13 protein-coding genes and 1 pseudogene are annotated in these 13,092 nt (G+C 45.6%); 9 read left to right on the top strand and 5 right to left on the bottom strand.

Translation table 11 applies throughout. From position 1 onward, the window contains the following. The first annotated feature begins 98 nt into the window (after positions 1 to 98). The 3 genes from QT984_RS06320 (at position 99) to QT984_RS06310 (ending at position 2,905) form a co-directional block, all read left to right on the top strand. Entirely contained in the window at positions 99 to 221 is a 123-nt protein-coding gene (locus tag QT984_RS06320; protein ID WP_333054571.1) for a hypothetical protein, read from the top strand. 259 nt (positions 222 to 480) lie between these two features. Beyond that, positions 481 to 1,326: a YaaW family protein gene (locus tag QT984_RS06315; RefSeq protein ID WP_333054570.1), complete on the top strand. Its 846-nt coding sequence runs from the start codon at positions 481 to 483 to the stop codon at positions 1,324 to 1,326. A gap of 43 nt (positions 1,327 to 1,369) precedes the next feature. After that, the gene (locus QT984_RS06310) at positions 1,370 to 2,905 is read left to right on the top strand and encodes an O-antigen ligase family protein (protein ID WP_333373547.1); all 1,536 of its coding nucleotides are present in this window, start codon (positions 1,370 to 1,372) and stop codon (positions 2,903 to 2,905) included. A 132-nt stretch (positions 2,906 to 3,037) separates the two neighbouring features. On the opposite strand, the gene glmS is transcribed toward QT984_RS06310, so the two are convergent. The 4 genes from glmS to QT984_RS06290 form a co-directional block, all read right to left on the bottom strand. Further along, entirely contained in the window at positions 3,038 to 4,960 is a 1,923-nt protein-coding gene (glmS, locus tag QT984_RS06305) for a glutamine--fructose-6-phosphate transaminase (isomerizing) (RefSeq protein WP_333054568.1), read from the bottom strand. 158 nt (positions 4,961 to 5,118) lie between these two features. Next, positions 5,119 to 5,364: a photosystem I iron-sulfur center protein PsaC gene (gene psaC, locus QT984_RS06300; protein WP_015175986.1), complete on the bottom strand. Its 246-nt coding sequence runs from the start codon at positions 5,362 to 5,364 to the stop codon at positions 5,119 to 5,121. 269 nt (positions 5,365 to 5,633) lie between these two features. Beyond that, complete coding sequence (locus tag QT984_RS06295) at positions 5,634 to 6,539, bottom strand: CoB--CoM heterodisulfide reductase iron-sulfur subunit B family protein (RefSeq protein ID WP_333054567.1); 906 nt, start codon at positions 6,537 to 6,539, stop codon at positions 5,634 to 5,636. Positions 6,540 to 6,713: 174 nt separating this feature from the next. Further along, positions 6,714 to 6,905 (bottom strand): hypothetical protein, encoded by a 192-nt coding sequence (locus QT984_RS06290; RefSeq protein ID WP_333054566.1) that lies wholly within the window; start codon positions 6,903 to 6,905, stop codon positions 6,714 to 6,716. A gap of 196 nt (positions 6,906 to 7,101) precedes the next feature. Between QT984_RS06290 and QT984_RS06285 the strand changes: the two genes are divergently transcribed. The 6 genes from QT984_RS06285 to QT984_RS06260 all read left to right on the top strand — a co-directional run bounded on the left by QT984_RS06285 (position 7,102) and on the right by QT984_RS06260 (position 12,605). Further along, the gene (locus QT984_RS06285; protein ID WP_333274038.1) at positions 7,102 to 7,314 is read left to right on the top strand and encodes a hypothetical protein; all 213 of its coding nucleotides are present in this window, start codon (positions 7,102 to 7,104) and stop codon (positions 7,312 to 7,314) included. Positions 7,315 to 7,366: 52 nt separating this feature from the next. Beyond that, positions 7,367 to 7,945, top strand: coding sequence for a hypothetical protein (locus QT984_RS06280; protein WP_333373543.1), 579 nt, complete (start codon positions 7,367 to 7,369; stop codon positions 7,943 to 7,945). Between the two features lie 926 nt (positions 7,946 to 8,871). Further along, on the top strand, positions 8,872 to 9,126 hold the full coding sequence (acpP, locus tag QT984_RS06275; protein ID WP_333054563.1) for an acyl carrier protein: 255 nt from the start codon (positions 8,872 to 8,874) through the stop codon (positions 9,124 to 9,126). A gap of 97 nt (positions 9,127 to 9,223) precedes the next feature. After that, entirely contained in the window at positions 9,224 to 10,477 is a 1,254-nt protein-coding gene (gene fabF / locus QT984_RS06270) for a beta-ketoacyl-ACP synthase II (RefSeq protein WP_333373540.1), read from the top strand. Between the two features lie 107 nt (positions 10,478 to 10,584). Continuing rightward, entirely contained in the window at positions 10,585 to 11,892 is a 1,308-nt protein-coding gene (locus QT984_RS06265) for an AAA family ATPase (RefSeq protein ID WP_333054561.1), read from the top strand. Beyond that, complete coding sequence (locus tag QT984_RS06260) at positions 11,892 to 12,605, top strand: DUF4276 family protein (RefSeq protein ID WP_333360166.1); 714 nt, start codon at positions 11,892 to 11,894, stop codon at positions 12,603 to 12,605. Before QT984_RS06265 ends, QT984_RS06260 begins: the two co-directional genes overlap by 1 nt. A 136-nt stretch (positions 12,606 to 12,741) precedes the next feature. Here QT984_RS06260 and QT984_RS06255 read toward each other — a convergent pair. Further along, positions 12,742 to 13,092 (bottom strand): annotated as a pseudogene (locus tag QT984_RS06255) (photosystem II q(b) protein); the annotation flags it as partial.

Raw genomic sequence — 13,092 nt, 5'->3', positions numbered from 1 at the left:
CTTTGTTCTAAAAAAACCAAACTCATTATAGGATTAACTGACATTTTTGAACAGAACTACACTAAATTATTTTTCTTTTCTTTATAGCGAATAAAATAGTGGGCGTTCATGGCGACGGTTTGACTCCTCAAGCTGCGGGGTTGCAGACGTACCGAGGGGTTCCGGGTTTGCTGTTGGGCATCCAAATTGTATTTTTAGGATCGGTGGGACACCAAACTTGACTGTAAAATTGAGATGCGCGTCCGCCGATCGATGTAGCTGCTGAGGTTATAGCTTCTAGCAGTCGGATCTTCTGTGCAAATCCTGCCGATCGTCCTGCGCCCGGTAGTAGAATAAGGGACAGCACGAATCCATGATTAAGACCCGATAAAAAATGCCACTGTAGGTAAATCCTAAATCCCACGGGTTGTCAACCAGCAGCAATCTAAAATCTAAAATCTAAAATCTAAAATCTAAAATCGTATACGGGAGGGCAAAATTTTGGACGAACTCAGAGCAGCACTAGAATTAACAACAGAAGAAGAATTGCAGCAACTAACAGAACTTCTGTTCAGCCGCAAGTTTAACCCTTTAGATTACGTGCAAACCCCCGCACCGATAGATGTACAAAGTCGCGATCGCGAAGCATGGCTCGACGCCGTAGAACAGCGGTTTCGCTATCTTGCAGCCGACGGGTTGACGGTACTCAGAGGGCGAACCCAACAAGTAACTTACAGACAAGCACTAATTCAAGTTTGTCGCTATCTCAAAATCCCTTATCCCAGACAGTTGTCAACCACCGACTTAGAGGCAGAAGTATTTCTGCACTTAATGGGCCGCGCGTGGAAGCGTTTACCAGCAGACGAACAGCAAGCGCTGACACTGCGCGTACAGCGAGCGATCGTTGATTCTAAACTCTCAGAACCCCTGCCAATTTCTGCTGAAAAAGACCCGCTGGGTTTACTGTTCAAAGGTGGCAGCGCTTTAGCTGTTAGTTCCATCTTAAAACCAATGCTGCTCAAACTAATGGCTAATCAATTTGCGCTGCATTTTGCCACCTATCAAATGGCAAAACAAGGAGTGCTTGCAGGCACTGCAACTGCAGCAACCCAGTTTCAAAATTATGTCGCAATTCAGACGGCGCGGCGCGGTATGGCTGTGAGTGCCGCTCGTTACGGTGCGACGCGCAGCGTGTTCTCGTTTCTCGGCCCGGTGATGTGGACTTGGTTTTTCGCGGATTTGGGTTGGCGATCGATTTCCACGAACTACGGCCGCATTATCCCGACCATTTTTGCCCTAGCTCAAATTCGATTAACGCGATCGGAATGCGTTTGGGAACTAGCTTAACGATGGTAGATTGTAGATTTTAGATTTGAGATTGGGAGTGTGGGTGAATATCAAAAATCGGTTGAAATTAGCGGCCAAACAGACAGCAGAAAATCTCAAGTCTCGCCTCCAAAAACATCCAGATCCCCGCCTGCAAATTCCTTGGAATTTCGCCCAATTGGGGATGCTGATTTTTCCCTTAATTCCGATTTTGGGAGCTTTAGGTTTATTCCTGGGATTGGCCGGCACTTGCAAGCAAAAGTTCCGTCAAATTAGTCGCCGCCCGTTGAATCGAGGATTCGCAATTCTGAGCGCGCTGCTAGTCATCACAGCGGTTTTTGCTAACAACCGTATCGAGGCTTTTGTAGGGTTATACAATTTCTTGCCGTTCTTTATATTGTTTGCCGTTTTCAGCAGTTTAATTCAAACTTTGCCTCAATTGCGGCAATTGTCTTGGGTGATTGTAATTAGTTCAATTCCAGTGATAATTTTAGGCCTGGGACAGCAATTTTTCGGTTGGAGCGGCATCGCTCAATTGCAGCCTGTTTTTGGCTGGGTACTCGAACCCCAAGGCAATCCCCCCGGCCGTATGGCTTCTGTATTTATGTACGCTAATATTTTAGCTTGCTATCTGACAATTGCTTTTATTTTAGCACTGGGACTGTGGATGGAAGAAGGCAGAAGGCAGAAGGCAGAAGGCAGAAGGCAGAAGGCAGAGGGAAGAAGGCAGAAGGAAATAATTAATGAATTGCAAATTACCAATTCCCAATTCCCAATTCCCAATTCCCAATTCCCAATTCCCAATTCCCAATTACCGATTCCCAGTTACCGATTCCTATTTTTAAGTTTGGCCGTGGTGGGAAATGCTGTTGCTTTGATTTTTACTAATTCTCGCAATGCCTGGGGGCTGGCAGTTTTTGCAGTTTTGGCTTTTGCATTTTATGCGGGTTATAAAAAAATATTAGCTGCGGTTTTTAGTGTGGCTAGCACAGTTTTTTTGTCTGCCTTTGGCCCCGAACCATTACGGCAGTATTTGCGAAGAATTGTCCCTGCTTTCTTTTGGGCTAGACTCACCGACGAGATGTTCCCAAATCGGCCGACAGCTACTTTGAGAACTACTCAATGGCAATTTGCTTGGTCGATGACGCAGCAGCGTCCTTGGACTGGTTGGGGATTGCGAAATTTTACGCCTCTCTATCAAGCTCAGATGCAAGAATGGCTTGGTCATCCTCACAGTTTGATACTAATGTTGACTGCGGAAACGGGAATACCGGCAACGCTTTTGTTGTTTGGTTTAGTTGGCTGGGTTTTGGCTAGGGGTGTTTTGCTGCTGGCAAATTGGCCGCATTTTCCTGGGGATATTAAGCAGGAAAAAATAGACGCAGAGGAAACTGAGAAAAATTCTATTTTACACAGCACGAATCTGGTGAATTGTCAACAGGAAAATTCAGGCGATCGCCTAATTTTTTTCAGTTATTTATTAGCCTTCGCCGCCTGTACGCTTTTTAACACTGTAGACGTGACGCTGTTTGATTTCCGACTCAATACTACAAGCTGGTTGCTGTTAGCCGCAATTTGCGGAGTCAGCCAGAGGGAATAGGGAATAGGGCATTGGGCATTGGGCATTGGGCATCGGGCATCGGGCATCGGGCATAGGTTATTGGTTATTAGAACGAACAACCAACAACCAATAACCAACTACTGACTAATGACTACTGACTAATGACTTCCTTTATTCCACTGTCACCGACTTCGCCAAATTTCGTGGCTGATCCACATCCAAACCTCGACGCGCTGCAATGTGGTAAGCCAACAATTGCAGCGGAATCACTGTTACAATCGGTGACAACAATTCATCCACCAAAGGCACGGGCAAAACGTGGTCAAAAATGTCGGCTTCCGCCACACCTTGCTTCGGCGTAACGCCAATTAAACGGGCGTCGCGGGCCTTGGCTTCCTGAGCGTTGGAAAGCACCTTTTCGTAGACGCTTCCGGGCATGGCGATCGCCACTACAGGCACTTTCGCATCCAAAAGGGCGATCGGGCCGTGTTTCATCTCTCCCGCCGGATATCCTTCGGCGTGAATGTAGCTAATTTCCTTCAGTTTCAGCGCCCCTTCCAAAGCAATCGGAAAGTTAATTCCCCGCCCCAAAAAGATAAAATCTTGGGTGTCTGTAAACTGGTGGGACAATTCCTCCACATACTGTTCTTGAATCTCCAAAAACTTCTCAATTTCTGCCGGCAACTGGCGCAAACCAGTAATAATTTCTGCCAATCTCTCAGTGCTGATTGTTTGCCGCTGGTGCGCCAAATCCAAAGCTAAGAAATAGAATGCCATCAACTGAGTGACAAAAGTTTTAGTCGCAGCAACGCCGACTTCTATACCGGCGTGGGTGTTGATTACCTGCGGCATCATGTGGGCGATCGAACTTTCGGTTCTGTTAGTAATGCCTAACATTCTCGCCCGGAATTTATCAGTAAAACCCGCGCGGCGCTGCTGTTCCATCCCCAAAGCAGCCAGCGTGTCCGCCGTTTCTCCCGACTGAGTTACCCCAATAGTTAAAGTATTTGCTGTCAGCGGTGCCGGTGCGTAGCGGTACTCAGAAGCGTACTGCACCGCAGTCGGAATATTAGCTAATTGTTCCAACAAATATTTGCCAATTAGCGAGGCGTGCCAGCTCGTTCCGCAGGCGAGAATTGAAATTTGTTCGACATCGGCGCAAAGTTCATTGGGCAAGTTGAGATTGATGGGAGAGTTCGGATTTCCTGGCTGCCAATCGCTGTCTAAATAAGCCTCCAAACAAGCTCGGACTACGGCGGGCTGTTCATAAATCTCCTTGTGCATGAAGTGTTTGAAGCCTTGTTTTTCGACTAAAACCGGACTCCAACCAAGGATGCGCGGGCTTTTTTTCAGCCTTTCCCCTGCAAAGCTGTAAACTTCCACTCCCATCGAAGTTAGCCTTGCCAATTCGCCATTTTCTAAGGACAAAACAGTGCGGGTGTGAGATACTAAGGCCGGCGTGTCGGAAGCGCAGAAAAATTCACCAGCACCAAACCCAATCACCAAAGGAGCTTGCTGTCTGGCGACAATTATTTCCTCTGGAAAATCTGCACAGATAACGGCGATCGCAAAAGCTCCTTCTAATTTATTTACCGCATTTAAAACCGTTTCCAAAAACGATAAATCAGCAATCTTTTCTGTTTTTTTATCTTTTTCTTCTTCCTTCTCCCTTCTTGCTTCTTTCAAAAATTCAGCTATTAAATGAGGGATAACTTCTGTATCGGTATCGGAGACAAATTTATGTCCCTTCGCTTTCAATTCTTCCCGCAACTCGCGATAATTTTCGACAATTCCATTTTGAACTACCGCAATTCGCCCGCTATTATCTAGGTGAGGGTGAGCGTTATATTCTTCTGGTTTGCCGTGAGTTGCCCAGCGGGTGTGTCCGATGCCGATGGGAGCCAGAGAGTCTATCTCTGCTAACTTTTCCCGGAGGTTGTGCAATTTGCCCTTTGCTCGGATGCAGGTAATTTCTCCTTCGGAGATGGTAGCGAGGCCCGCTGAATCGTAGCCCCGGTATTCTAGTTTCTCCAATCCTGCTAGCAAAATCTCGCTTGCTGCTTGCGTGCCGATATAGCCAACGATTCCGCACATTTAACGTACTACTCCTGCTTAGCGATCGCAATAAAACTCAAGTTTTATCATTTTTACCTTCTTCCGGCCCCGAATGCAGATTCCGCGACAAAAAAGAGGGGGCAATTTAATCGCCCCCTCTTTTGTGCCCGTAATTCGATCGGCGTGTCGATCGATATTTAGTAGGCTAGACCCATACTGCGAGTGGTTTCTGCTCCCAGGTAAACCCGGATGCTCAGAAAATCGGTGGGACAAGCAGTTTCGCACCGCTTGCAGCCTACACAGTCTTCGGTGCGGGGAGATGAGGCAATCTGAGCTGCTTTGCAGCCATCCCAGGGCACCATCTCCAAAACGTCAGTCGGACAAGCGCGGACGCATTGAGTGCAGCCGATGCAAGTATCGTAAATTTTGACTGAATGAGACATTGAATAAAGGCTCCCAACGAGTCACTAAAAATTTGCTGCCTCTGCGAGTGAACAGATTTGACGGCGAGGTGCCACCGCTATAGCCTGCACAGAGAATTAAAGGTTAGTCTACCGCAGTGCCTGGAAGCACTTCGCGAAAAAGCGACAAAACTTCACAGTTATTCACGCGGAGAGTCTTATCAAAGTAGGTTCCTACTGAGCAAGTCTGTGGTTAGAGGGGAGTTATCAAGGACGGACTTCTTTACTACAAATCTGTGCAAATCGATCGACTAAAAGCCTAATTTTTCTAACACGGGCTTTGTGGAAACAATATGTCGATCGAGTCCTAGTTTTTTCGGTTCCACACCCAAAGCCAAAGCCACCAATTGCGGTAAATGCAGCACCGGCAAACCCAATTTGCGCCCGATTACTTTTTCTACCTCCGGCTGTCGCGAATCCAAATTTAAATGACAAAGCGGGCAAGGCGTTACCATACAATCAGCGCCATTGTCAAGAGCATCTTGAATATGTTTGCCTGCCATCTGAAAAGATTGGTTAGTGGCATAACTCGCCAACGGCCAGCCGCAGCACTGCGTCCGCCCTCGATAGTAAACCGGAGTTGCCCCGATCGCCCGAAACACATTTTCCATCGATTCCGGTTGGTGCGGGTCATCGTAAAGCAGCTTATCCTGAGCTCGCAGCAGGTAGCACCCGTAAAAAGACGCGCACTTCAAACCCGACAGCTTGCGGGTGACACGCTTCTGCACCTCGTCGAGCCCGTAATCTGCCACGATCGCCCACAACAGATGTTTCACCTCGGTACTGCCTTGATAAGGCGAACAGCCTTGTTTTTCCAGTAAACCGTTGACTTTTTCTACGTAGTTGGGATCGGTTTTCTGAGATTCCTTGAGGCGATCGTCCACATGACCGATTACCCCTTGACAAGTGCTGCAATGCGTGAGTAAAGGCAGATTAAGTTCCTCAGCCAAAGCAATATTGCGGGCGTTGACAGTATCTTCGAGTAACTGCGAATCTTCCTTGAAAGTGCCAGAACCGCAGCAGGAAGCTTTCTTTAGTTCCACCAGTTCAATCCCCAACGCTTGAGTCAGTGCTTGGGTAGACAGGTAAAGTTCGCGGGCGGCTCCTTGGGCGACACAACCGGGAAAATAAGCATATTTGAGATTTGGGGATGGCATAATCGTTTCTGCAGGGGAGAAAAGGCAAGGGAAAAGAAACGAGAGCGCTGGAGGTCGGGATGCTTCCTGCTTCGTTTCTCCTCTCCATATCCTTACAGAAAACTAGCGTGAAAGCCCCCCTCTTTTAAGGCACAGATGAAACGCAGTTTTCAGGTTGGTGGCGGGGCGATCGCGCTAATTTGCTGAAGGCGCTTTTGGAAAAATCCCATCGCTGATGGTTCGTCTAGACACTGGAATCAATCGCACCGTCAAAGTTATGTATCTGCGATCGCTGCTGGGCAAGCAAAAATGAGTTACTAAGTTTGCCAGTTCGCAAAGGCGAAGGGCGAGCACATTAGCATAAGTAATTGTTAGGCGATCGAGCATAACACATCGTTACACCCGACCCATTAGAGTGTTATGATTCAAGAGTAAATAAGCCAAGGTGGCTGAACTACACCGTTAGCTTGCTGGGTTATCAGTGCGATTGTACTTCAATGCTGTCGGTAGTTGCAAAATCATCTGGTTCCAGACATAGCGGTAGTTTATGATACTGCTTTCATCTCACCCAAAATGTCAAATCATGCAGTCGGGTCAAGCACAATTCCCCCAAGCCGTCACAATTTACAAAGCTCCTCACAAATATCGAGGGCAACAGAGGTATTGCCGAGGAGTTCAATCAAAACTTCAAGAAGGCGTTCTTGAAGTTTTGATGATCGGGCAAGCTACGATCGATATTTCAAAACGTTTGAGTATGGCTAGGATAAAAATGACAATTTTGAGCGGAATGAGGTAGTCCTTAGCCGCCCATACTGCCTAAACATGAATGATTTGGAGGGAATTCAATAATGTTAAACTCAATAAGGTTCGACTGGCAACAGTTAGCCATGATCGAAGAGCTCAAAGAGTATTTTGAAACTGATTTCCACGGATTTAGTAAACGGATTGAGCATCATATTCATGAATTGCAGAAAATCGATTCAAAAGAGCTTGATAACCTCGCAATTTTACGAGTTCTTGAAGTTACAAATGGTTGCACTCAATGGGGATTTAGAAGAAAATATGAGGGATGCTTATCAGTTGAACAAACCCGTGAATGCATGAAGAAGGTGATTGGATTTATTCAAGATAAAAAAATCGACTTCCCAAGTGGAGAGTCGATTCATTTTACTTCATCCATTCAACAATTGATTGAGGAGGGACGTGGGCTTTACCAAGATGCCTTCAAGAAAAATATTGTCGGTAAAGAGAAAGAATACTATGCCTATTCGACGGCTCAGTTTTTAGTATACGGTCGCCCACGTTTGAATGCTGCACTTCAATTAGTAAAACAGGAGTTTGAATCTCTGTTTACAAAGTACTATATCGAAAAAGGTCGCAATTATATTGCCCCATATATGGAGGCGCTTCTTCCTGAAAATCCATGAAATGACGGGAATCATCCACAATTGATGGACAAAGTGCAATCTCTGATCTTGTAAGTAGAGTTGATGTTAAGCTTTCTAACAATTCGCTTGGAGCCGACTGGGGAAAGTCAGTGGTGTAGATGCAATGGTTTTGACAGCCCCTCAAGCACACCGTTAGGCGGAACAGATCGCGCCTGTTAAATTTGTCGTTTTTCAGCCGAGATTAAGCAAAAGCAAAGATGGTTGGCTCCGTTGTTGAGTCCAGAGAAGCTATGGGCGATCGCGAAACATAAGTAATTGTGAAGTGATGGGTGTATAACATATCCTTGGCTCTGACAAAAGTGATATTTTGGTGTTGAGATCGAGGCGCTCGTTTGCCGCTCAATTCAGCCGTTATGTGTAGGTTTTTATCGTAGGCGCATCCGGGAAACTCGGGGAGTACATGGTGCAGCAGGCGCTAAATAGGGGCTAAGAGGTGGTTTGTGTTTGTCGGGAACGCAGCGTAGGCAAACTCCATCGTTGTACAGATGCGATGTACAGATGCGATACTTCCATTGAGTCCGTTGAGGTTATCTGAGTGCGAGCGCAAGTAGGAAAGCAAGACGGATCGTATGCGTTTGGGCGTTGCTTTTGAGAATTTCTAGGGGACAAGCAGTCACTAGGGCATGATCTCTTGCAGATAGTCATTCAATCAGTCCGGGACGCAAAAATTGCTTTGCAACACTATTGGTAGCGGTAAGGTACGGTGTGCACCGCCAGATAGAGTTTATGCCTCCAGAACTATTCAAATAGCGATCGCCACCCCATAACAGTCCTAGAGTTGCTGCGATCGTCCGTGTCCCAATTGTCCCTGGCCCGTGTCACTTAGAAAAGCGGCCAGCCTTTGTCCTGCAGATCCCCCTTTCGGATAAGATTAGATACGCAGCAACCAATGAGGACACGATGTTATGAGCCAAGACGACATTTTTACTAGAGTCCAGAAAATTGTGAAAGAGCAACTGGAAGTCGAGCTGAGCGAAGTCAAGCCCGAAGCCAACTTTGCTAACGATTTAGGAGCAGATTCCTTAGATACAGTAGAGCTGGTAATGGCCTTGGAAGAAGAGTTTGATATTGAAATTCCCGACGAAGCAGCCGAAGGAATTACTACGGTTCAAGCTTGTGTAGATTACATCAGCAGCCAACTTGCAGCTCCAAAAGCATAAAATACCTGTTTTTTCCCCTAAGAGGAGAGAAGTTATAAAACTGGAAACTCCTCTTTAGTTCTGCGTTCTGGGTGTTTAATTTTTTGAAACTGAAATCATGACAAATTTAGAGCGTAAGCGCGTTGTTATCACGGGTCTCGGCGCGATTACACCGATCGGCAATACCTTGTCCGAATATTGGGACGGGTTGCTTGCCGGGAAGAATGGTATAGGCCCGATCACCTTATTCGACCCGTCGCGGCACGACTGCCGCTTTGCCGCAGAGGTGAAGGGTTACGACCCACACGACTATTTAGAGCGCAAGGAAGCAAAGCGCATGGATCGCTTTGCTCAATTTGGGGTGTCAGCCAGCAAACAAGCTCTTGCTGATGCGAAGTTTGAGATTAACGACCTGAACGCAGAACAGGTGGGTGTCATTCTTGGCACTGGCATTGGCGGCCTGAAGGTTTTGGAAGACCAGCAAGAGATTTATCTGAATCGCGGCCCCGATCGATGCAGCCCGTTTATGATTCCCATGATGATTGCGAATATGGCCGCGGGCCTGACGGCGATTCACACGGGCGCTAAAGGGCCCAACTCTTGCACGGTGACGGCCTGCGCTGCCGGCTCCAATGCCGTGGGCGATGCGTTTCGCCTAGTTCAGGCGGGTTACGCCCAAGCCATGATTTGCGGCGGTACGGAAGCTGCGGTGACACCTTTGTGCGTGGCGGGTTTTGCTGCGGCGAGGGCGCTTTCGACTCGCAACGATGACCCGACTCATGCTTGCCGTCCGTTCGATCGCGATCGTGATGGTTTTGTCGTCGGCGAAGGTGCTGGCATTCTGATTCTAGAAGAAATGGAACACGCTCTGGCGCGTGGCGCGAAGATTTACGCAGAAATCGTCGGCTACGGTTTAACTTGCGATGCGTATCACATGACTTCTCCGGTACCGGGGGGAGAGGGTGCGTCGCGGGCCATGGCTTTAGCGCTCAAGGATGGGGGTTTGACGCCGGATATGGTGAGCTATATCAACGCTCACGGCACAAGCACGCTTCCCAACGATTCTACGGAAACCAAGGCGATTAAAAAGACTTTGGGAGACCATGCTTACAAAGTAGCAATTAGTTCTACCAAGTCAATGACCGGTCATCTTTTGGGCGGTTCTGGGGGAATTGAGGCGGTGGCGACGGTAATGTCGATCGCCAATGACAAAATCGCGCCGACAATTAATCTGGAAAATCCCGATCCTGAGTGCGATTTGGACTATGTTCCTCATACAAGCCGCGATCTAAAAGTTGATGTGGCGCTGTCGAATTCTTTTGGATTTGGCGGCCACAACGTGACTCTGGCATTCAAGAAGTTTGTTCAGTAACGGCTAATCCAAAATCGAGAGTTAAAAGGTAAAAAATTAATTTTTTACCTTTGTAGGGTAGGCATCTTGCCTGCCCTAACTTTCTGAAGTATAACCGGAGCGATCGTATGAATCAACCAATTATTCGATTTTTGACAACAAAGAATTATAAAAATCTGCACTTAGATCCATCTGTAAATTTAAACAACCTTAATATATTTATCGGCTCAAACGGTTCAGGCAAAAGCAATTTCATCAGTTGTTTAAAATTTTTAAAAGATTGCCTAATAGCTATTCCTGACGCAAATCGGGACGTGAGTAGTTTTGAGGATGCTGTTTCTAAAATTGGTGGTGGTAGAATTTTAGATGTCAATGTTGAAAGTCCAGCAAAGGTCAGTATAGCTTGCTGTTTTTCGCAAATTAACCACACTGGTAATCTTCAAAAAGACAGCGCAATTCTTGATTTCAAACTTTATACCGATAGACAAAAAGTAAGGGCGAGCATCTCTGAAGAATATCTATATGGCGGAGAAGATTTGCAGGAAACTTCCAGCAGGCAACCTTTCTATTACTATAAATTGCATAACAGAGAATTAGGGCAAGGAGTTTTATCTGTTTACAAGTCTCTCGGTCAAGAGCCAACTCAGTTTGAACCTTTAGATAACATTCCTACCAATTCTTTTGGTTTGTTGACAATTCCGACACTGCTTGAAAATAGTCTATTACCACCAGAAACTACACCTATTTACAAAATTAGAAGAGAATTAATTGAATTTATTTCAAAATGGCAATTTTATAATGCCAATAACATGAATTTGAATTCAATCAGAACCGCCGAACCTAAAATAGGTGGCAGTGATATTTACTTATCTGCATCGGGAGATAATCTGCCTTTAGTATTGTACAATTTAAACCAAAAATCTATCAATTTTGAAGATAGCATTAACGAGGCAATGAAGTCCATCCTGCCAAAAACTCGTCGCCTTAGAGCTTTACCTTCGGGTCGCCTATCTCTCACTGTAGAATGGTATTTTGAAGGTATTGATGATGAAGCATTCTACCTAAATGAAATGTCGGATGGAACTGTCAGGATGCTTTGTTGGGCAACTATATTACATTCTCCACTTCTTCCTTCTTTGATAGTCATTGATGAACCTGAATTAGGATTGCACGTCTCGTGGATGCCAATTTTAGCTGAGTGGATTAAAAAAGCTGCCACCAGAACTCAGATAATTATTACCACACATAGTCCCGACCTTTTAGATCACTTTACCGATCGTTTAGAGAATGTTCTTTGTTTTTATCCCGAAAACAGAACGTATTTCTCAGTCAAATCTCTTTCAAAAGAACTGCTGAAGCCAAAACTTGAAGAGGGATGGCAATTGGGCGACTTATACCGTGTTGGCGATCCAAGTATTGGAGGATGGCCGTGGTAGTGTGGGTTTTCTCTGGTGGCGGTGAGGCTGAGGTTAGAGGATTCTTTCCTTTTTTAGAAAAAACTTTTCCGGGCTGTAGATTTGAACGAAAAACACCAGTTCGCCAAAAACCCGGCCCTAAAGCTAATAAAGCAGGTAGTTATGGAAGAACAGGTCAAAGCTTAATCGAGCAAATAAAGCAAGAATTACCGATCGCCTTAAAAGCGGAAGCAAATAAATGCGACTTGATTTTAGTTTTTGACGATTTGGATTGTCGCGATTCTCAGACACAAAAATCAAAAATATTGGTAGAGTTATCAAAAATACCCGAATGTGCTGACATCGAAAAATTTGTTGGGTTTGCCGCGCCGGAAATCGAAGCTTGGATTATTGCTGATTGGAATAATTCAATAGCTAAACATTCAGATTTTCGTCGAGGCAAAAGACATGAACGGATGCGTTGGTGGCTAAGTACACAAAGAAAAGTTTCTTTTGAGAATCCAGAAGCATTTAGTGAATACGATGCTGAAAAAGATTGCTGTCGAGAAAAACTATCAGAATATTTAATTGAGTCAAGTGTTCAAGATGAACTCGATCGCGATAAAGCACGCTTTTCTAAAGGAGATCATACTCCTTTGCTATTGAGGGAAATCGATCCAAATGAAGTCCAGAAAAAATGTCCCTTATTTCGCGAACTCTATAACTATCTCAATAATTTTTGTCGTTGTCCATAAAGGGTCAGATAAAAATTTATTTAAGTAAACTGTAAGCCAACTTTTGCAAAGCATTAGTAGTGTTAAATTAGATTTTCCCCAAAACAAAAAGCGCCCCTATTTCTAGGAGCGCTTTTTGTCAATCTCAGACTAAAACTTAGCCATTGATGGAAGGAGCAACCAAAGCTACTGGAGTGACTTCACTAGCAGCCAAATCAAGCGGGAAGTTGTGAGCATTGCGCTCGTGCATTACTTCCATACCCAAGTTAGCGCGGTTGATGACATCAGCCCAAGTATTGATGACACGACCTTGAGAGTCGATAATCGATTGGTTGAAGTTGAAACCGTTCAAGTTGAAAGCCATCGTGGAGATACCCAAAGCGGTAAACCAGATGCCTACTACTGGCCATGCACCTAACAAGAAGTGCAAAGAACGGCTGTTGTTGAAAGAAGCGTATTGGAAAATCAAACGACCGAAGTAGCCGTGGGCTGCAACGATGTTGTAGGT

Origin of the sequence: Microcoleus sp. Z1_B2 (genome assembly GCF_036700325.1) — a bacterium.
Classification (GTDB): domain Bacteria; phylum Cyanobacteriota; class Cyanobacteriia; order Cyanobacteriales; family Microcoleaceae; genus Microcoleus.
This window is presented reverse-complemented; position numbering and strand designations above follow the sequence as displayed.